The organism is Paenibacillus eucommiae (genome assembly GCF_017874215.1).
Lineage (GTDB): Bacteria > Bacillota > Bacilli > Paenibacillales > NBRC-103111 > Paenibacillus_AI > Paenibacillus_AI eucommiae.
In genome coordinates this window covers 76,321-96,929 of sequence record NZ_JAGGLB010000019.1, presented here as the reverse complement: position 1 = coordinate 96,929, position 20,609 = coordinate 76,321, and the positions used below count along the sequence as shown (strand labels likewise).

22 protein-coding genes are annotated in these 20,609 nt (G+C 45.3%); all 22 read left to right on the top strand.

The features are described from left to right. Positions 1 to 709 precede the first annotated feature (709 nt). The 22 genes from J2Z66_RS24715 to J2Z66_RS24610 all read left to right on the top strand — a co-directional run bounded on the left by J2Z66_RS24715 (position 710) and on the right by J2Z66_RS24610 (position 20,542). Positions 710 to 2,101: an MFS transporter gene (locus J2Z66_RS24715; protein WP_209975403.1), complete on the top strand. Its 1,392-nt coding sequence runs from the start codon at positions 710 to 712 to the stop codon at positions 2,099 to 2,101. A 23-nt stretch (positions 2,102 to 2,124) separates the two neighbouring features. Beyond that, the gene (cysK, locus tag J2Z66_RS24710; protein WP_209975488.1) at positions 2,125 to 3,033 is read left to right on the top strand and encodes a cysteine synthase A; all 909 of its coding nucleotides are present in this window, start codon (positions 2,125 to 2,127) and stop codon (positions 3,031 to 3,033) included. A gap of 225 nt (positions 3,034 to 3,258) precedes the next feature. Then, entirely contained in the window at positions 3,259 to 3,588 is a 330-nt protein-coding gene (locus J2Z66_RS24705) for a GNAT family N-acetyltransferase (RefSeq protein WP_209975402.1), read from the top strand. 158 nt (positions 3,589 to 3,746) lie between these two features. Continuing rightward, positions 3,747 to 4,238 (top strand): Lrp/AsnC family transcriptional regulator, encoded by a 492-nt coding sequence (locus J2Z66_RS24700; RefSeq protein ID WP_209975401.1) that lies wholly within the window; start codon positions 3,747 to 3,749, stop codon positions 4,236 to 4,238. Positions 4,239 to 4,251: 13 nt separating this feature from the next. Next, complete coding sequence (locus J2Z66_RS24695) at positions 4,252 to 5,448, top strand: aminotransferase class I/II-fold pyridoxal phosphate-dependent enzyme (RefSeq protein WP_209975400.1); 1,197 nt, start codon at positions 4,252 to 4,254, stop codon at positions 5,446 to 5,448. Positions 5,449 to 5,516: 68 nt separating this feature from the next. Further along, positions 5,517 to 5,783 (top strand): aspartyl-phosphate phosphatase Spo0E family protein, encoded by a 267-nt coding sequence (locus J2Z66_RS24690; protein ID WP_209975399.1) that lies wholly within the window; start codon positions 5,517 to 5,519, stop codon positions 5,781 to 5,783. 67 nt (positions 5,784 to 5,850) lie between these two features. Further along, positions 5,851 to 6,375, top strand: a complete 525-nt coding sequence (locus tag J2Z66_RS24685; RefSeq protein WP_209975398.1) for a hypothetical protein — start codon at positions 5,851 to 5,853, stop codon at positions 6,373 to 6,375. A 153-nt stretch (positions 6,376 to 6,528) separates the two neighbouring features. Continuing rightward, the gene (locus J2Z66_RS24680) at positions 6,529 to 7,098 is read left to right on the top strand and encodes a cob(I)yrinic acid a,c-diamide adenosyltransferase (RefSeq protein ID WP_209975397.1); all 570 of its coding nucleotides are present in this window, start codon (positions 6,529 to 6,531) and stop codon (positions 7,096 to 7,098) included. Continuing rightward, positions 7,095 to 8,072 carry an RluA family pseudouridine synthase gene (locus J2Z66_RS24675; RefSeq protein ID WP_209975396.1) on the top strand — a complete coding sequence of 326 codons (978 nt, stop codon included), beginning with the start codon at positions 7,095 to 7,097 and terminating at the stop codon, positions 8,070 to 8,072. The genes J2Z66_RS24680 and J2Z66_RS24675 overlap by 4 nt, the downstream gene beginning before the upstream one ends. A 45-nt stretch (positions 8,073 to 8,117) precedes the next feature. After that, the gene (locus J2Z66_RS24670) at positions 8,118 to 8,483 is read left to right on the top strand and encodes an arsenate reductase family protein (RefSeq protein WP_209975395.1); all 366 of its coding nucleotides are present in this window, start codon (positions 8,118 to 8,120) and stop codon (positions 8,481 to 8,483) included. Positions 8,484 to 8,489: 6 nt separating this feature from the next. Further along, positions 8,490 to 9,575, top strand: coding sequence for a site-2 protease family protein (locus J2Z66_RS24665; RefSeq protein WP_209975394.1), 1,086 nt, complete (start codon positions 8,490 to 8,492; stop codon positions 9,573 to 9,575). 131 nt (positions 9,576 to 9,706) lie between these two features. Continuing rightward, the gene (locus J2Z66_RS24660; RefSeq protein WP_209975393.1) at positions 9,707 to 10,843 is read left to right on the top strand and encodes a DNA sulfur modification protein DndB; all 1,137 of its coding nucleotides are present in this window, start codon (positions 9,707 to 9,709) and stop codon (positions 10,841 to 10,843) included. After that, positions 10,843 to 12,027, top strand: a complete 1,185-nt coding sequence (locus tag J2Z66_RS24655) for a DNA sulfur modification protein DndB (RefSeq protein WP_209975392.1) — start codon at positions 10,843 to 10,845, stop codon at positions 12,025 to 12,027. Before J2Z66_RS24660 ends, J2Z66_RS24655 begins: the two co-directional genes overlap by 1 nt. A 318-nt stretch (positions 12,028 to 12,345) precedes the next feature. Beyond that, positions 12,346 to 12,609, top strand: coding sequence for a hypothetical protein (locus tag J2Z66_RS24650; RefSeq protein ID WP_209975391.1), 264 nt, complete (start codon positions 12,346 to 12,348; stop codon positions 12,607 to 12,609). 171 nt (positions 12,610 to 12,780) lie between these two features. Next, a complete protein-coding gene (locus J2Z66_RS24645; protein ID WP_209975390.1) occupies positions 12,781 to 13,008 on the top strand; it encodes a DUF7667 family protein in 228 nt (75 codons plus the stop codon). Between the two features lie 123 nt (positions 13,009 to 13,131). Continuing rightward, positions 13,132 to 16,296, top strand: a complete 3,165-nt coding sequence (locus tag J2Z66_RS24640) for a glycosyltransferase family 39 protein (protein WP_209975389.1) — start codon at positions 13,132 to 13,134, stop codon at positions 16,294 to 16,296. A 128-nt stretch (positions 16,297 to 16,424) separates the two neighbouring features. After that, on the top strand, positions 16,425 to 16,985 hold the full coding sequence (ssuE, locus tag J2Z66_RS24635) for an NADPH-dependent FMN reductase (protein ID WP_209975387.1): 561 nt from the start codon (positions 16,425 to 16,427) through the stop codon (positions 16,983 to 16,985). 99 nt (positions 16,986 to 17,084) lie between these two features. Next, complete coding sequence (locus J2Z66_RS24630) at positions 17,085 to 17,960, top strand: 5'-3' exonuclease (RefSeq protein WP_209975385.1); 876 nt, start codon at positions 17,085 to 17,087, stop codon at positions 17,958 to 17,960. 174 nt (positions 17,961 to 18,134) lie between these two features. Beyond that, a complete protein-coding gene (locus tag J2Z66_RS24625; RefSeq protein ID WP_209975383.1) occupies positions 18,135 to 18,581 on the top strand; it encodes a tellurite resistance TerB family protein in 447 nt (148 codons plus the stop codon). Positions 18,582 to 18,684: 103 nt separating this feature from the next. Further along, on the top strand, positions 18,685 to 19,287 hold the full coding sequence (locus tag J2Z66_RS24620; RefSeq protein ID WP_209975381.1) for a TerD family protein: 603 nt from the start codon (positions 18,685 to 18,687) through the stop codon (positions 19,285 to 19,287). Positions 19,288 to 19,326: 39 nt separating this feature from the next. Beyond that, positions 19,327 to 19,908, top strand: coding sequence for a TerD family protein (locus tag J2Z66_RS24615; protein ID WP_209975379.1), 582 nt, complete (start codon positions 19,327 to 19,329; stop codon positions 19,906 to 19,908). A gap of 46 nt (positions 19,909 to 19,954) precedes the next feature. Then, positions 19,955 to 20,542, top strand: coding sequence for a TerD family protein (locus J2Z66_RS24610; protein WP_209975377.1), 588 nt, complete (start codon positions 19,955 to 19,957; stop codon positions 20,540 to 20,542). Positions 20,543 to 20,609 lie beyond the last annotated feature (67 nt).

Here is a 20,609-nt window from a genome sequence, read left to right as displayed (position 1 = left end):
AAGATGAGGGAAGGGATGTTGGAGGAAGAGCGATAGTAGAGCGGTCATTAGCAGTAGGTGAAGGTAAAGGTGAAGGTAGAGGTGAAGGTAGAGGTATGGATGTGTGCGTCACTTAACGATGTTTTTCATCGTTAACGCATGGGTTCCAGGTCAATCAGCCACTTTAATGATGATTTTCATCGCTAAAAGAGGACGGAAGGCTCCTCTAGGTGGATAAAAGTGATTTTAACGATGTTTTTCATTGTTAAAGTAAGATTCTGAGGACGACCTCTTGCTTTAACGATGAAAAACATCGCTAAAGCAGCAGATCCCAGATCCTCACAGCTCATCATCCCCAGCGCCTGCGCCCGTTAGGAATCTGAAATCTCCTCCAGCCAGGAGAAAAAACCTTGCTGACTGTCCGTTTGAGCTTGGTGTTCTTGAGCATTGTAAGCAGATAGAGGGAAGGGATGTGGGAGGAAGAGCGATAGCGTCCGCCTTTAAAGATTTGTTCCAACCTCACATCCATTCCATTCAAGGGAACAAATCTTTAACAGCGGCTGGAGCCCACATCCCTTCCCTCTCCAACGCACCCAAGCCTGGAACACGCTCCTCAAAGGAAGTCACAAAACGTTTTTCTTACATCATTTGCGCGTTATTTAAAGCGGATTGGGGAAAGCTTTAGAAAGCAAACTTTCAATTTCTCAATTCAAGGCAAAGGTGGGGGCTTATGCAGCACGATCATACTCAGCATAGGGTTCATCCCAGGTGGAAAGGAAAAACGGCGGACGGTGGCTACTTTGAAGGCCGCGGCTCATCGGAAGGTAAGGGCAATAAGGCCAGTACAGATAAAGGGAAGCCCAAGCTTCATGCGCAAGCCGTTTTGCTGCTTGTAGTAAGCGGACTTTTTGGAGTAGCCAATGCACTATCTGGCACTTTTGTAGGGGTATATTTGTGGAAAGCGAAAAGTGACTTAGCTTTGCTGGGGTGGTTTGCATTAGCTACCAACATAGCTGTAGCCGTTACATTTTGGCTGGCTGGCAAGTGGGTGAAGGAATATAATAAAATGAATTGCTTGCGCCTCGGGGTATTACTATCGGCCTCTTTTTATATGCTGGTGCTTTGGCTTGGGAAACATGCTGTAGATTATGTGATTTGGCTTGGTATTGTCCAGGGAATCGCCTCAGGATTTTTTTGGCTGGCCTTTAACGTTGTCTATTTTGAAGTAACAGATCCGGATAACCGCGATCGCTTTAATGGCTGGTCAGGACTTCTCGGGTCGGGGGCGGGAATCGTAGCTCCATGGATTTCGGGGATACTTATTGTACGGATGGCTGGTGCCAACGGTTATCGGCTTATTTTTTCGATTTCATTGGGGATTTTTTTACTTGGCATCCTTGTCAGCTTTTTTTTGAAGAAGCGCAAGGTGGCTGGTAGCTATGAATGGCTGCTTCCCTGGCGATGCGTCAAACAAGAAGGGACGCCATGGCGTTCGGTCAGTGCCGCACTTGTTGCACAGGGCTTTAGAGAAGGTGTCTTCGGCTTTATGATCGGTCTTATGGTTTACATTACAACTGCAAGTGAAGCGCGGCTGGGCAGCTTTGTGCTCATAACTTCCGCTGTTTCCTTATTTAGCTTCTGGTTGACAGGGAAATATATGAAACCTGCCTATAGAAGCAGAGCTATGCTGATTGGCTCTCTTGCTATGACCGCTCTAATCCTGCCTTTTTTCTGGAAAGTGAATTTTGTCACCCTGCTTATTTTTGGAATAGGGATTTCCTTGTTTATTCCACTCTTTTCTATCCCGATACTTTCTGCTGTTTTTGACCTTATTGGAGGCAATGCCCGAAGTGCTTCTCAGCGGGAGGAGTACATTGTGCTCCGTGAACTGGCTCTGAATATAGGCAGAATATTAAGTGTACTGCTGTTTATTGCTGTTGTATCCTGGAGTACAACGCCTCTTATCATTAATTCGCTCCTGCTGCTAGTCGGCAGCTCCATGATTATTAGCTGGTGGTTCATGCGTAAACAGCTTGCAGCGAACTTGCAGCAAGGGCCCCTTGACAAGCCTACAATTCCCGCTACAATAAGTGGGAACGATTGTGGAGAGAAAAGGGAGTGAATGTTACCTTGACGCAGAGAAGAATGGTGCAGAGCATAACGGAACTAATTGGAGATACCCCTGCGGTGAGAATTAATCGCTTGGTACAAGAAGGGGACGCTGAGCTTTATGTGAAGCTGGAATATTTCAATCCGAGCGGGAGTGTTAAGGATCGCGCAGCATATAATTTAATCGAACAGGCCGAAAAAGATGGGAAGCTTAAACCCGGAGCTACAATTATAGAACCGACAAGCGGAAATACAGGCATCGGGCTTGCTATGAACGCTGCTGCCAAAGGCTACAAGGCTATATTGATCATGCCTGACAATATGTCAAAGGAGCGTATCAATATTCTCAAGGCTTATGGAGCCGATGTTGTCCTGACGCCAGCGGCAGAGAGAATGCCTGGAGCCATTAGCAAGGCGCTTGAGCTTCAACAGCAAATACCAGGCAGTTTTATCCCCCAGCAATTTGAGAATCCGGCTAATCCAGACATTCATCGCACTACGACAGCAGTGGAAATTTTACAGCAGATGGAAGGCCGTTTGGATGCTTTTGTGGCAACCTCTGGAACTGGTGGTACGATTACAGGAACGGGCGAAGCACTTCGCGAACAGCTCCCGGACATTGATATTTATGTGGTCGAGCCACAAGGCTCTCCTGTGCTTTCGGGCGGTCAGCCTGGACCACACAAGCTGGTAGGTACAAGTCCCGGCTTTGTTCCTGCCATTCTTAATACAGACATATATGATGAGATTGTGCAGGTTTCAGATGAGAATGCCATCCAGACTATGAGGGATTTGGCTGCAAAAGAGGGGATTCTCGTCGGGCCCTCCGCAGGAGCATCTGTCTGGACAGGGCTGCAGATAGCACGAAAGCTGGGAGCTGGAAAAAGGGTGCTTTGTATTGCCCCGGATACAGGAGAAAGATATCTCAGTATGGATATTTTTTGAGTAGACAAGTGTCATGATCATGATAGCACTACCAAACTGATAGCACTCCCAAACCTTGATGTCATTTAATTAGGGTATGGGGGTGCTATTGCTGCAAAAGCAGGTAAACATCAGAAGCTGCAAAGCATAAAGGCAAAGAGATTGGAATAGAATTGAATAAAAATACACTTAAATGTATAATTATAAATATGCTGTGAAACCTATTTATCAAAGGAGGATTTTAAGATGAAAATTGCTTATATCAACCAACCTCCAGAACAAGCGGAACTCACTGCCTTTATTCAAGAAAATCGATTAGGCAGCGAGTATTCAAAACTTACAGGCTCTAAACACTTTAAAGATATAAATTTGAAGGAACCTATGATAGTAATTTCAGCATATGATAATGAACATTTGGCTGCATTTGGATATACGTTGGCGCAAGGGCCTGCTCCCATGCCAGATTCGGCGGACATTTATGTGCTGCCAGCCTATCAGAAGCGTGGACTTGCATCAAATGTGTATAAATTGCTTTTGGCCGAATGGAAATATAGCCCTGTAAATGCCCGCTTATGAAAAAAAGACAGGCGGCAAACTTGGCTTATATTGAATTGTAACCGCACTTCGTTGTAAGATGGAATATAGCCATTTTGCAGCATGTACCCCAATGGTGCCAATTTGACACTGAAAGGGCCATGAGGGCTTGAGGCTCATTATTGAAAGCGAGGTCAACCATGGATACTTTGAAGCTTAAAATTCTCGATTTATTGAAAGAAGACGCACGCCGCAGCGCGGAACTGATCGCCACAATGCTAGGCGCGGCGGAGGCGGAAGTGGCGGAAGCGATCAGCGAGATGGAAGCCGAGAAGGTTATCGTCAAATATGCTACAGTCATGAACTGGAGCAAGGTGGATGATGAGAAGGTTACCGCGTTAATTGAAGTACAGATTACACCGGAGCGCGGCCGCGGCTTTGATGCGATTGCGGAACGGATTTACTTATATCCCGAAGTGAAATCGTTGTATTTGATGTCGGGTGCGTATGACCTGCTGGTTGAAATCGAAGGTAAATCGTTGAAGGATGTCGCAGCCTTTGTTTCCGACAAGCTTTCATCGATTGATCGCGTGCTTTCTACTAAAACTCATTTTATCTTAAAAAAATACAAGCAAGACGGCATTATTTTCGTCGATCATGAGGATGATCACCGAATGCTGATCTCGCCATAAAGGGAGATTCGCGATGATAAAAGAAGAGTTGGGTCTACAGAAGAGTAAACCGATGACGGAATATTTGTCTCCACTTGTACGGAACATTCCTCCATCCGGCATTCGCAAGTTTTTTGACCTGGTCAGCGGGAGCAAGGATATTATCTCTTTGGGTGTTGGCGAGCCTGATTTCTCCACACCTTGGCATGTAAGGGAGGCTGCGGTTTACTCCTTAGAGCGGGGCAGAACGAAATATACACCTAACTCCGGGATGCCCGAGCTTAGAGAAGCAATCGCTGAATATTTGCACACAAGCTTTCATGTACGTTATGAGCCAACGGATGAAGTGTTGGTTACGGTTGGCGGAAGCGAGGCGATAGATCTTGCCCTCCGTGCACTCATTACGCCTGGGGATGAAATTCTGATTCCCGAACCCTGTTATATTTCCTATTCTCCCATAGCGGTAATTGGCGGAGGTGTGCCAGTAGGCATCGAAACTACCGCAGACAATCAATTCAAACTGACTGCAGAGTCGCTTCGTGCATCTTTAACTCCGCGCTCCAAGGTGTTGATTCTCTGTTACCCCAACAATCCAACGGGCGCTATCATGACCCAAGAGGATTGGCTGCCTATTGCCAAGATCGTAGAAGAGCATGATCTTATCGTGATTTCGGATGAAATTTACGCAGAGCTCACCTACGATAACAAGCACGTCAGCTTCGCCGCTATTCCTGGAATGAGAGACCGTACGATTCTCGTAAGCGGCTTCTCCAAGGCCTTCGCTATGACAGGCTGGCGCATGGGCTATGCTTGTGGACACGGGGATCTTATCTCAGCTATGCTGAAGATTCATCAGTACACCGTTATGTGTGCTCCTGTGATGGGGCAGATTGCGGCGCACGAAGCTTTGAAGAATGGCCTGGAGGAGAAGGATCGTATGGTAGAGTCCTACAACCAGCGTCGTCGTCTGGTCGTAAGAGGCTTTCGTCAGATTGGGCTCGAATGCCATGAGCCGCAAGGCGCTTTCTATGCTTTCCCTTCTGTCCGGGCAACAGGCCTCAGCTCTGAGGAATTTGCGCAAAGACTGTTGTATGACGCTAAGGTGGCAGCAGTTCCCGGTTATGTATTTGGCAGTGGCGGGGAAGGTTTTATCCGCTGTTCGTATGCCACTTCTGTATCGCAGCTTAACGAAGCGCTTGAACGAATGGGTACCTTTCTATCTAAATTATAAAAGTTATGTGAATAGATATTTTCAATACCGTTAAAAACTGGTATCCTTGTGTTATGGAGGGATTATGTATGGCTTATCTCGGACAACAACTAACCAATTATAGTGATTTTGTGCAGCTTCGAGAGAAAAGATCGGATGAGCGTTGGTTGTTCAAGACGACAAAGAAACCCGCCCCCCATGCACTTCTTGAAGAAGAGATTCACAATTTGCGATGCAGGTTGGAAGAAATGGTTTTTGATGGTGCCGCAATGACCTCGGATACCGTTATCGAGCTCAGCAAGATTCTGGATTCCAAAATAAACGATTACATGAAAATAGTGAAGAAAAGCCGGTGATGATCCGGCTTTTCTCATGATGATCATGGTGCTCAATGTATAGAGAGCCAGAGGGGGCAGGCAGAGAATGAAAGTGAAGTTAATGGTTGTGGTTCTACTCATCGTCACTGTTTTGGCGGGCTGTGGAGGACCCAAAGAAGATGTTCCTATCTTTATGATGGGATCTCAAGGCATTCCTAGTGAAGTTGCGGACAAGCTTAGGGACTCTCTGAAAGAGAAGGTTGGTGAGGCGCCGACGGTTGCTCTGAACACATCGCCTATGTTCTCCATGGAGAAAATGGTCGTAGAGCTGGCGGCAGGCGGCAACGGGATAATGATTCTGGGGGAGGAGCAGTTTCTAGGCATGGCTCCGCAGAATGGATACGTAGCCTTGGATGATGTCATTAACCCTGAGGATTACCCGACAGGTATTTTGGAAATGACGGATGAAGAAGGTAATAAGGAAAAGCATCTTTATGGTATTCCTCTTGAGGAGACCAAATGGATGAAGGAGCTTGATCTGAACGGAAAAGGACTTGTAGCTTTTATTCCGATGAATGCCAAGAAACAAGAGGAAGCTAAGAAAGTGATGAAAATCATTGCGGAAAAATAAGCGTTTGCAAGGAAAAAAGCCCTTCGTGGGAATCATCGTCTTAGCCCTCTGTTCCTATTGGGACAGGGGGTTTTTCCTTTAAATGATCGGCTTTTCTTTTTCTGAAGGCAGGGCTTGTGTATACTAAATAATAAATAAGGGAGGCGCTGTGGAATGAACATTTATACACGTACAGGGGATGCTGGTCAGACAAGTGTTATTGGGGGCAGGGTAGATAAGGATGACATTCGTGTTGAAGCCTACGGCACCGTTGATGAATTAAATAGCTTTTTGGGACAGGCGGTCAGTTTTATGGATAAGGGGTGCTTTGAGGATTTACGGGAGGATCTGCTGCAAATCCAGCATGAGCTTTTTGATTGCGGATCCGATCTGGCCATTCTTCAAAAGGGAGAGCGCACATTTAAAGTGACGGCCGGGATGGTCGATGCGCTTGAGGTCTGGATCGATAAATATGATGCAGAGACAGCAGATATTACACGATTTATTTTACCGGGTGGCAGCAAAGCTTCATCAGCGCTGCATGTATGCAGAACAGTTTGCAGGCGGGCGGAACGCAGAGTCGTGACACTAGCCCGTACGAAGGAGATCAACCCGGAGGTTCGCCGTTATCTGAACCGGCTTTCTGATCTTTTCTTCACTGTAGCCCGTACCGCTAATTTTCGCGAAGGTGTGTCCGATGTGGAGTACGTTCGCAGTGCCGAGGTGTTCAAACCTAAATCATGAACTATTATGAGCCGTTAGTATACGTTGTTCCAGTTGAGGAAGAGGGTTTTCTTCTAAAAACTATTTTACAAAAAAGGCTTCATGTTTCCCGCAAACTGATCTCACGTCTGAAGCTGACCGAGCAGGGAATTACCGTGAACGGAGTCCGCCAGTTTATTAGCGTCCATGTGCACGCGGGAGACCGGGTGGAGCTGCGGATGGAGCAGGAGGAGTCCGAAGATATTTTACCGCAGGACCTTCCCCTGGCCATTGTGCATGAAGATGAGCATCTGCTGATCGCAGCTAAGGAAGCCGGGATGATTGTTCATCCTACAAACGGTCATTACGTGAACACGCTGGCAAATGCGGTGGTGTTCCATTGGCAGCAGGCAGGGGTTGCATGCCGGTTTCGCCCGGTGCATCGGCTTGATCAGGAAACCTCCGGTGTGCTGGCAATTGCGAAGACGCCTTATGTGCATCAGCAAATTTCCGAGCAAATGATAGCTCATAGTGTGAAAAAAGAATATTTGGCGTTCGTTTGGGGCGTTGTGGACAATCCCGGCGGAACAATTAATGAACCGATTGACCGTGACCCGGAGCAGCCCCATATGCGCATTGTAACCCCTGCCGGCTATTCGGCAGTTACGCATTATGAAGTCGTGGAGCAATATTCCCGGGCAGCGCTTGTACGTTTGTGGCTGGAGACAGGGCGGACGCATCAAATTCGTGTGCATATGAAGCATATCGGTCATCCGCTGCTGGGAGATAAAATGTACAGGCTTGCACGCTATGAGGAAGAATCCTCGGCAGTTCCAGGGCATGTGCTTGGCAGACAGGCGCTGCATGCTTGCATGCTAGGACTTGTGCACCCGGGTACAAAGGAATGGACGGAGTTTACAGCACCGCTTCCAGAGGATTTAATGCTTTTGAAACAATGGCTTCAAGAAACAGAGCAAAATCGAGAAAACCGACAAAAGCGATCAATAGAACAATAGAACAATAGAGACAAAAGATTGTCACGTGATAAGGAGAGTTTACTTATGAAAGTAAAAGTATATGGTTATGATAAATGCGGAACTTGCCGAGATGCTATGAAATGGTTGAAAGCCCACAATGTCGAGATCGGGGAAAGCATCCCTTTATTTGAAACACCGCCCTCGGCGGGGGAACTCAAGGAATTGTTAACCCTAAGCGGACTGGGGATCAAGAAGTTTTTTAATACTTCCGGAGAAGTTTACAAGGAAATGTTGCTTAAAGATAAGCTTCCCGGCATGACGGAGCAGGAAATGCTAGATTTACTGGCTTCCAATGGAAGGCTGATCAAACGGCCTATTGTGACAGATGGAAAGCAAGTGACCGTAGGCTTCAAGGAAGATGCATTTAAAGAAATTTGGGGTAAGGGGTGACGATTCTTGGATCAGCGGAAAACAACAAATAAAAGGAATCCGTTATGGTTTCTTGGTGCTTTAGGCATATTTTTGCTTACACAAGCCAAGCTCATTATTCCTTTATTGAAATTCGGTAAGGTTGGCGGAGCCGTGATCAGCATGTTCGTCACCATTGGCGCGTATGCACTCATTGCTCCATGGTCATTCGCTATTGGGCTGGTTGTTATGATTCTGATTCATGAAATGGGTCATGTAGCAGCTGCTAAATATAAAAAGCTCCCCGTCTCGGCCCCTGTATTTATCCCTTTTCTTGGCGCATTAATCACAATGAAAAGAAATCCGAGGGATTCGGTCACCGAAGCATTTATTGCATTTGGAGGCCCATTGATTGGTACTCTTGGCGCTGTGGCTGCCTTTTATCTTGGACTGAGTATAGATTCGCGGCTGATGATTTCAATAGCCTATATCGGATTTTTGTTAAACCTGATTAATTTACTGCCAATCCACCCTCTTGACGGTGGCCGGATTTCCACGGCTGTTACGCGCTGGCTATGGCTTCTTGGTTTATTGGGTGGACTTGTTGTGATCATTTATTTAAAAAGCATTCTGTTCTTTATTATTTGGGCAACCTTTGCCTGGGATATGTATAAAAAGTTCGTTAAATATAGAAAGCGCGAGCAAATTTTGACGACGAATGCACGCTTTGAGCTGCCCGCAGAGCATTTGCTGCAGCAGGGATTTTTTATCCCTGGAGAGAACCATCGCAGAGAGCTGACGTTTACAACGTACTCGGATTTAAAAGGGGAGACGGAGGGCGTACAGACCATTGATATGGCGTGGGAAGCATTGGACTTCCATCAGAAGGTGCAGGTGCCGCGGCCCATCCTTGTGAAGAAGGTCCAGGTCGTTAAGGTTGAGCAGTTGCATAAGGATAATGAGCTGTATCTGGGCATTCAAGTTCAAATTGATTATACACCTTATGAGAATGACAACTATTACGAGGTACCCACCGCTACAAGATGGAAATATGGTTCCGCTTATTTAGCTTTGGCGCTATTTCTGGGTTTCATGATCAATGAAGTACACAAGGTGCAGCTTCAATGGTCATAAAACAAGGGGGAGATGTCATAGATTTAGGTATTGGCAGCCAATATTATTTAAAATAATAGTCGAACTTGGTTTAAACATAGGAAAATTGATTACACTGAAAAGTATTGGATCATATTGAAAGGGGAATGAACATGGATTCTATCTCTTCTTTATCCGAACTTTTAGCGGAACAAAAGCCCTCTTCCTATGTTGAAGTTGGAGGCATTCTTGGCCAAACGTTCGGACAGACCACATTAACCGCCACATTGTCTGTAAGCAAGCTGTTTTCTATTTATGAGGTTGATATGGAGGTGCAGCGCGCGATTATTCCTCGCAACCTGTCTAAGCTCATGGATTATATCAACCTCTATTTGGAAGACAGACAGCCCATCTACTTTCCAGGTATTATTTTCTCTGCAAGAGGGGCTGGCTATTACGATAGCGCGAGTCAAGTGTTACGGATGCAGCCTATTGAAAAATTGTATGTCGTAGATGGCCAGCACCGCTTGGCTGCCTTCAAGCGGATAATGGAAATGCTGCAAAGCCAAATGGCCAGGGCCAAAGACCGCAGGGAATACGAACGTATGGATGAAATTACAGAAAAGCTTAGCCGCTTGTATGCGTTCCCAATCTCTACCATGATTTATATGGACATCAATGCCCAGCAAGAAAGACAACTATTTTCAGATATTAACAAGCTTCCTCGCAAAATCGGCGGAAATTTGGCCGTGCTTCGCGATCAAAGACGTTTCTATCATGTAGTTGCTTCTGAACTGGCAGAGAAGTCGCATGTGATGAGAAGTCTGACGGTGGACCGTTTCTCGGAAAGAGGGAAGTCAGCCGAATATTTATTTTCCTATCACTTGCTGATTGAAATTCTAGTAGCGTTGTTTGAAGGCAGGATGAAAGCTGGAGCGCGGAACAATGGCTATCAATTTGATGATCAGTCCGTGCACGAGCATGTGGCCTTGGCCGCGCAATATTTCAATGGTCTGCTGCATCATTTACCGGAACCCAACAAGGGAGATGTGGTCTGGTCGGAAAATATCCAGATTGCTCTAGCGCTCTTCTTTCATGAGGAAGCAACAAAGACGGGCAAGTTTAACCGCTATGCGCTGGAGCATGCCTTGCGAATTCTGCCTCATTTGGACTGCAATGCGATATTTGCCGGTGATGAACAAACCCGTTTGCCTCGGCGTTCACGTATTACGAAGGCGTACCAGTTTGTCAAAGGCTTCTATCAAGAGCAAAATGTGTTCTTAATTCGCGATAAGGAGGATGTCGGCTAATGGATGGATTACAGCTCAAGATGACTATTCACCCGTTTTGCGACAAATTCGGACTCGCGACGGTTGCTGTTAGCGTGCAGGATTTGTTAAATTACACAACGATTGATCCTATGGTTCAGAGAAAGCTAAGCCTTATGCAGCGGCGCAAAATTGCTAATTACTTGCAGGAGCGGGAGCTTGATCATGTTTTTTTCGGACCTGTTACCCTTTCTCTTCGTGAGGTTAAGCAGCTTGCCAAAGAGGCAGACGATCTTTACTTGCGCCATGGCTCCAAGCTTAGCATATTAGACGGCCAGCATCGCATCCTCGCTCTTGGTTATGTAAATGAGCAAATGCAGAAGGAAGTCCGGCGCTTTGAAAAGAAAGCAGCTATTCTCAAGATCAAGCAGCGCAGATTTCCCCAGCAAGAAGAGATAGCACAAGAGCTTGAGCAAACGGAAGGCTTAATCAAGCAAATGGAGCGGAGAAGGCTTGACCTCTTGGACACACAACTGGCCGTACAAATCTATATCGGTTTATCGGAGGAAGAGGAGCAGCAGCTTTTCGGCGATATCAACTCCAAGGTGCAAATTGTGAGCAAGGAGCTTGGCCATTCGTTCGATTCGATTGATCCGTTGAATCTTGTTATTCAGCAGGTAGTGGATCATAATGTTTATTTGAAGGCTGCAGGGGTAGAGCGTCGCAGTAACTTAACATCCTTCAACCGCAACTTTACTTGCTTTAGTTGGCTGTATGCTATGGCTACCATGCTGTTTTCAGGTAAAATGCAGCCCTCCTACGAGCTTCAGCGTAAAATTCGTCAAGAGCCTGCCACTTATGTGGAAATTTTGCACCAATTCTTTTACACACTGCTGCCTATGATGCCGGAGGAACCCGGATTGGCCCAATTTACGACGGCGAATCGGGTTATGCAGGAAAGCATAGCTTTGTACGCAAGCCGCTTTTTGTTCCAGGATGGTGTGTACAATGAGAATTGGAGCAGTTGTCTGCAGGTACTGGATGGATTTGACTGGACCCACAGCAATGAGGAACTGATCTATGTGTTCGGAACATTGGACAATGGAAAGATCAACCTTATCCATGAAAAGTCATTGAAAAAGCATACGAAGCTTGTTCATTTCTTGCTAGAAGGCACCGATTCCACAGATATGGATCATTCAGAGAAAACCGCTTCCCCTGCCTAAGCAGGGGGAGGGTCAGGGAGATGGATTGGAACAGCGAATGCGAACGTCTTTGAAGTCGTGTTGTTTCCCCTGATCCATTCGGGGCACATGACATCAAAGCGATGGAATCGCATTAGCCGGCTCTCTCTCCAGGCACAATAAAGACGCCGCAAGGCGTCTTTATTACATATTAGGGGATTATGAGTGGTACTGCTTCACTTAACGATGTTTTTGATCGTTAAAGGTAGGGTTTTCAGGTGAATCTGCCACGTTAATGATGATTTTCATCATTAAAAGAGGATGGTGGGCCTCTCCGGATGGATAAAAGGGATTTTAACGATGTTTTTCATAGTTAAAGTGAGTATTAGGAGCCGACCTGGTGCTTTAACGATGAAAAACATCGGTAAAGTAGCAAACTTTGCTCAACAGCTCGCACTGGTGCGGGGCAGCGATCGCTCTTCCTCCCCAGCGCCTTTGCCCGCTAGGAAATCTTCTCCAACCCAGAGAAAAACTCTTGCTGGCTGTCCGTTTGGGCTTGGTGCTCGTGCGATTCGTGCGATTGGAGCTAAAGAGAGGGGATGGCTGTGGGAGGAAGAGCGTTAGCGTCCGCCTTTAAAGATTTGTTCCTACCTCCTCATGTATACCATTCAAGGGAACAAATCTTTAACAGCGGCTGGAGCCCACAGCCATTCCCTCCCCCAACCACCAACGTCACGAATTTGCACATCAAAGGACGCCGCAAGGCGTTATTCTTAAAAGGAGGATAAGGAACCCATGCTGGCTTTACATGAGCGCATGGCGGAGCTTTGGACTTTACGTAAAGCCAGAGAGCTGACCCAGGCCGAACAAGACGAACTGCTTCTTTGTTTGGAAGCAAATTCCAACTATATATGGAACCGGATTATGCTTGAGAATTTATCGTTATGTGCTTCCCAGACTCATGATTATGAGTGGCTGCATGATATATGCGCCCGCATTGAGAAGATGGAGCCCAAGCACTGAAGCATGGACTTGTAAAGCTTCGAATTTTCCCTCTTGATTCCCATTCAACAAACAATACTGTATTTCAGCGGAAGTCGCAGGTATAATGGGAATAGCCATGTCTGGAGAGAAGGAGAGCTCGGAATGTTTAGCTTAGTAAGTCAAGATGCACGGATAATTAGAACCGATGAGAAGCACTGGGCTTTTCGTCGTGTTTGGATTCTCATTCTTATCGGATTGGGGCTGCGTATTGCGTTAGCCCCTATTTGGATGGGATATGACACGGATGTTAAAACTTTCATGGCCTGGGCCGATCATGCCACTGCAATTGGATTGCCCGGCTTGTATGGGAATCCGGATTATTTTATGGATTACCCGCCAGGGTATATGTATGTCCTGTATGTAGTAGGTTTGGTACATAAAACACTTGCCCTGCAGTGGGGCTCAGGAGCATCACTAATTTTATTCAAGCTGCCTGCTATGCTGTCTGATCTGGTAATTTCGTATGTGCTTTTCACTATGGCGTGGGGCCGTGCCAGCTTTAACAAGCTGCAGTGCCTAGGTATTGCTGCTTTGTATGCATTCAATCCTGCCGTTCTGGTGAACTCTGCTATTTGGGGACAGGTCGATGCCTTTTTTATGATTTTTGTTTTGTGGGCACTTCTGCTGCAGCAAAAAGGGAGGCTGGTGCAAGCGTCCATTTTGCTGGCAGTCGCAATCTTAATCAAGCCGCAGGCTTTATTGTTTGGGCCCTTTCTCTTAATCGATGTTTTGAGCCGCAAGGATTGGAAGCTATTTGTAAAATGTGTACTGAGTGGCGCTTTGACTATGGCTCTAGTGACGCTTCCCTTTAGCCTGGATAAAGGCTATGGATGGTTGTTTGGCCTTTATTTTAACACACTAGCCTCTTACCCTTATGCCTCATTGAATGCCTACAATTTATTGACGCTTCTCGGAGGGAACTTTATCAAGAATTCGGAGACGGTGCTGGGCATTTCTTACGGGCTGATCGGCTGGGTAATGATGGCGGCGTCATTGTTTTACTGTTGTTATTTGTTTGTAAAAGGTAAATCCAAGCCGGGAGCATTGCTTTATATTGCATTCTTGTTTATCACAGCAGTGTTCGTCTGTACGACCAAGATGCATGAGCGCTATTTGTATTACGGGCTATTGCTTGCTTTAGCAAGCTTCCTCTATATAAAAGACCGGCGCATCATGGTGCTTTTTCTTGGATTCAGCCTGACCAATTCGATTAATGTGGCTGATGTTTGGATTCATAGTATGAATCAGAGCTATCATATCCCCCGCTACGATAGCTTGATGCTGGTCGTTTCAGCTGTCAATGTATTGCTTTTGGGCTATGCATGCTGGCTGGGATGGAAGCTCTTCAGAATCAAGTCAGCTCCGGAGGCTCAAAGTGTTATGAAAAACAACTCATTTTTCACGAAAAAAGATGGCTGGTATTTGGCGGGCTTAGTGGTGCTATATACGATCATTGCCCTATACCGTTTAGGCGGTCATGAGGCTCCAACAACGTCTTGGAAGCCTGCAGTGACTGGAGAAGCCATCATTGCCGATCTTGGAGCACCGCATACGATCAATAGGATCAACAGCTTTGCCGGCACAGGGGAAGGCACTTATTCTTACTGGTTCTCCACTGACAAGATCGAGTGGAAAGATCAGAAAACAATCAAATCGGATCATACGAAGGTGTTCACCTGGGTTACAGAGGAACCGAAGCTGGAAGCCCGATATGTGAAAATCGTTGCTGACAAGCCGGGATTCTACCTGCATGAAGTGGGGATATTTGATGCCAATACGGATGCACCGCTGGCTATTCAGACTCTAACCCCATTGGAAAGTTCCTCTGATACATTAGGAATTCCTGAGCATGTTTTTGATGAGCCCGAAGTAGTTCCTTATACACCAAGCTTTATGGAAGGCTCTTACTTTGATGAAATTTATCATGCCCGCACTGCTTACGAGCATTTGCAGAAGATTGAACCTTATGAGAGCACACACCCCCCGCTGGGCAAAATATTTATAGCTGCCGGGATTTGGCTGTTCGGGCTTAATCCTTTTGGCTGGAGAGTCGTGGGCACATTATTCGGCGTTGGCATGATTCCGATTATGTATTTCTTTGCCAGGAGGCTGTTTGGAAAATCCGAATATGCTTTCATTGCCGCTTTTCTGATGACCTTTGAATTCATGCATTTTGCCCAGACGCGTATAGCTACAATAGATGTATATGGTGTATTTTTCATTATGCTGATGTTTTATTTCATGTACCGCTATACTACGCTCAGCTTTTATAGAGACTCGCTGATGAAGACGCTTGTTCCGCTTAGCTTGTCCGGGTTGTTTTTCGGTATTGGAGCGGCCTCCAAGTGGATCGTCATCTATGGTGGATTGGGGCTAGCCGTACTGCTTTTATTCAGCTTGATCGAGCGATTTGTAGAGTACCGGAAAGCCCGGCGAACTTTGTTGGGAGCATCCGGCTTGAATAAATCTGTCGTAGAGGTTTTCCCTGCTGCAGAAGAGGGATCCGGGATCAAATCTTCTTCCGGGGCATCTGTGCGGGCCGAAACCGTCTCTACAGTTCTTTCTGAGGCAGAACGAGGCTATTTACAGCGAATCGTGAACAGGTTCCCGAAATATACAATACTTACTTTGCTGTGGTGCATTGTTATGTTCGTGATTGTCCCTGCAATTATTTACTTCTTGTCTTATATTCCTTTCATGATGGTGCCGGGTCCGGGTCATGGATGGAAGGATGTCATTACCTATCAGAAGCATATCTATGAATATCACAGAAATCTGCATGCGGAGCACCCGTTCTCATCCAAATGGTTTGAATGGCCGCTAATGATAAGGCCGATCTGGTATTATCAAGGTCACATGCTGCCTGAAGGCAAGCTTTCCAGCATTATTTCATTCGGTAACCCGCTCATATGGTGGCCTGGATTTATTGCTGTGCTGCTCTCGTTCTATGTGGCTATCCGCAAAAAAAATCGTCAGCTTGCCGTGCTTTTGGTTGCTTATTGCTCGCAATATTTGCCATGGATGCTTATTCCGAGGCTCACTTTTATTTATCACTATTTTGCCATGGTACCTTTTATGATCTTGATCCTGACCTATTTTCTTAAAAATTTTATGGAGAAAAGACCGGCTAACCGAAAATGGGGGTACATATATCTTGGCGCTGTCCTGCTAATGTTCATCATTTTTTATCCGCTCCTGTCCGGGCAAGTCATTCCGAAGGATTACTCCTACTGGCTGCGCTGGCTGCCGGGCTGGAATTTCTTCTAGATCAAGGGCAGCCAAGCACTGGGCAAAAAAGGTTGACGGTATTTTTACAGCATGCTAAGATAATACCAAGTAAACTAGTATGAATTTAAAAATTACGATATATAATAGACAATGGAGAGTGGAGAGAAATGGGTAAAATTGTAGTTATTTCCGGAAGTCCAACTGCTACTTCGCGTTTACATGGTGTTATTGAACTGGCTATAAATAGTTTCAAGCAAGCCGGGCAAGAGGTGGAATGGATTAAAGTGCGCGACCTGCCTGCTGAGGATCTGCTGCATGCCAAGTTCGACAGCGAAGCGATCGTAGAAGCGGTAGCCAAAGTAGCAGACGCGGACGGGGTGTTTGTCGCAACACCGGTTTACAAAGCTTCTTATACAGGAGTTTTGAAAGCTTTCCTCGATCTTTTGCCGCAAAAGGGCTTGGTCCATAAAGTCGTCCTTCCGCTGGCTGTGGGGGGCACCATCTCTCATTTGCTCGCTATTGATTATGCGCTTAAACCGGTCCTTTCGGTATTGGGTGCGCAAAATATTTTACAAGGTGTCTACGTGCTTGATAAAGAAGTAACCTGGGGTGAACAAGGAGAAGCTATTCTTGAAGAATTAGTTGCCGCGCGTTTAGAAGAGTCGTTAGCCGTGTTCGTTCAGGAAGTGAAATGGCACACCGAGCGATACGTCAGACAATCCGTATAAATCAAATGATAGGAAAGCTGCTTCCCTTCTTCTTTATGATAGGGGAGCAGCTTTTGTGATATAATAGGGCAATACTTGGTTAGTAAGGAGAGATCTTCTATGTCTGAATCATCCAGTGGCTCCGTACTGCTTGTTGACGGTATGGCTTTATTATTCCGCGGATACTATGCCACATCTTACAGAGGCTATATTATGAGAACGAGTGCGGGTGTCCCAACAAATGCTGTATATGGCTTCGTTAAATACTTGTGGGATGCTATTGAGACCTTCAAGCCTTCTCATGTCGTTTGCTGCTGGGATATGGGGAAAGCAACTTTCCGTACGGAGAAATACCTGTCCTATAAGGCCAATCGCAGTGAAGCGCCTGAAGAGCTTATTCCCCAGTTCGAGCTAGTGAAAGAAGTAACCGCCAGCTTTAATATTCCCAATGTAGGCTTGGTGGGTTATGAGGCAGACGATTGCATCGGCACACTTGCTAGTGTATACAGCCCCTTTACCAAGGTTCAGGTTCTTACCGGTGATCACGATATGCTGCAATTGGTGAACGAGAACACGGAAGTAATCATTATGAAAAAGGGCCAATCCAACTATATGGTGTATACATTGGACACGCTCTACACAGAGAAAAGCTTAACGCCTCAGCAAATTATAGACCTTAAAGGTTTAACAGGAGATACTGCGGACAACTATCCGGGAGTGAAAGGTATCGGGGAGAAAACGGCAGTAAAGCTGCTGCTTGAGTATGAGTCGATCGAAGGGATTCTCGAAAACCTTGAATCGCTGCCGAAGGGAGTGAGAGCAAAGCTGGAGGCTGAGCTTGACATGCTTCATCTTTGTCGCGATCTGGCGCGTATCCGCCTGGATGTTCCAATTGCTTGTGCCCTGGAAGAATGCTTATGGATGATGGAGCGTGACAAAGTTGTTAGTAAGTTTGAGGAACTAGAGTTTAAGGGTCTCATGAAGTTATTAGAGTAAGTTCTACTATTTTTTTTTATAATTTGTTACATAACATAGCTTGTTGCCTTAGTTTAGATGTATAATAATCGCGATTAGAGGCGAAACTTGTGAAAGCCACCTGGTTTAGCGTATATTACAATATAGAGGCAGAACTATCATTTTTCTCAAATAACCGTAGGAGGAATAGTGCAAATGAGTACTTTTAAAACGTGGTTTAATAATGCCAAGGTAGGTTTAAATGATCAAGTTAAGAAATTTAAGAACAAGGATTTCATGGACGCTGTTGTTGCTGGTTGTGCCATAGTGGCAGCTGCTGACGGCAGTATCGGCAATGACGAGAAAGAGAAAATGATTGGTTACATTAGCAGAAGTGATGAGCTCAAGGTGTTTAATGTGAATGATGTTATCGCCCGCTTCAATTACTTTGCAGGTAACTTTGAGTTCTCACCAATTGTCGGTAAACAGGAAGCGATTAAGATTATTAGCAAGTTCAGCAGCAAACCGGATGTTGGCCGTGTTATTATAGCTGTTTGCTGTGCTATAGGAGCAGCGGATGGGGATTTTGACAAAAATGAACAGGCTGTTGTCAGAGATATTTGCGTGGCTTTGAACTTAAATCCGGGTGAATTCAGTCTGTAAAGCTCTCCCTATGAAAATATTATAATTTGATTTATGAAACCTCATTCGATATGATTCGTATGTAGGAGTGAAACTTGTCTAATGATACGAAGGGAGGTGACCTTTGGTGACTATCAATCTTGTAAAAGGTCAGAAAATTGATTTAACTAAAGGAAATGCAGGTCTTTCCAAAGTGGTTGTAGGTTTAGGCTGGGATCCAGCAATGGTTGAGAAAAAAGGCTTTTTTGGAATGAAAAAATCAGCAATTGAGATCGATTGCGACGCTTCGGCTATACTTCTTGATGAGCAAGGAAGATTAACTAAAGAGAAAAATGTTGTTTTTTTCGGCAATCTAAAAAGTATATGTAATTCAGTTCTTCATTCAGGTGATAATAGAACGGGTGAAGGCGACGGCGACGACGAGCAAATTGTTGTTCAGTTGAACCAAGTGCCGGCAGATGTCCATAAGATTGTATTTGTCGTGAACATATATGATTGCGTCAATCGGCGTCAGGATTTCGGTATGATTCAATCGGCATATATTCGAGTACTTAATGGTTCAAATGATCAAGAAATGATTAAATTTAATTTGACAGAGAACTATACAGGTAAAACATCTCTGATTGTCGGCGAGATATATCGTCATGGCGGAGAATGGAAATTTACAGCTGTTGGTGAAGGCAGTAATGATACAACGGTTGGACAATTAGTGAAGCGGTATAACTAAACGAGTAAACAAAATTCTATATAAAGCGAGGTTTTTTCAGTGGCTATTTCTTTGTCCAAAGGTCAAAAAGTGGATTTAACGAAAACAAACCCAGGCTTATCCAAAGTAATCGTGGGTGTTGGATGGGATACGAATAAATATGATGGCGGTAAAGATTTTGACCTTGACGCTTCTGTGTTCTGTCTGAACGCTGCAGGCAAGGTAGGATCAGATACTGATTTTATTTTTTACAACAATCCCAAAAATGCGAATGGTTCTATCGAGCACACTGGCGACAATACTACAGGTGAAGGCGATGGAGACGATGAGCAAGTTAAAATCGATCTCAGTGCGGTTCCAGCTGAAGTTGAGAAAATCGCGTTTTGCATTACGATTCATGATGCAGAAACCAGATCACAAAACTTTGGACAAGTATCCAACTCCTTTGTTCGTATTGTGAACGAAGCTACTAATGAAGAAATCATCCGTTTTGACCTTGGAGAAGATTTTTCCATTGAAACTGGAGTCGTAATTGGTGAATTGTACAGAAACAGCGGTGAGTGGAAGTTCAGTGCTGTTGGAAGTGGTTATAAAGACGGGCTTGGAGGCCTGGCGCGTGACTTTGGATTGCAAACATCCTAAGTAAAACGCCGTCTATTTCTTTTTCTTTAAGAAAGGAGAAGTACACGTGACAATTAGCTTATCAAAAGGACAACGAATTGATCTTACAAAAACAAATCCAGGACTAACTAAAGCTGTTATCGGCTTAGGCTGGGATACGAACAAGTACAGCGGCGGACATTCCTTCGATCTGGACGCTTCGGCATTTCTGCTTCATTCTGATAACAAAGCAAAAGGTGCAGAGGATTTTATCTTCTACAACAATTTGATTGGCGGAAACGGATCTGTTGAACATACCGGCGATAATCGCACGGGTGAAGGCGATGGAGACGATGAGCAAATCAAGGTCGATTTCTCCAGAATCCCTGCGCATATTCATCGGATTGGTATTACAGTAACGATTCATGATGCTATAACTCGTTCACAAAATTTCGGACAAGTATCGAATGCTTTTGTACGGGTTGTTAATGAAGAATCAAACAATGAGATCCTGCGTTATGATTTAGGCGAGGATTTTTCTGTAGAAACAGCTGTTGTGATATGCGAGCTTTATCGTGATTCGCAAGGACAAGATTGGAAGTTTCAAGCAGTGGGAAGTGGTTTTCAAGGAGGCCTTCAAGCCCTTTGCAAAAACTACGGTCTTGATGCGCAATAAATTTTATTTATGGGTGATGTGTTTCTGCATCACCCCTTCTAAATCTATGTGTTTGGATGGTGAAGCT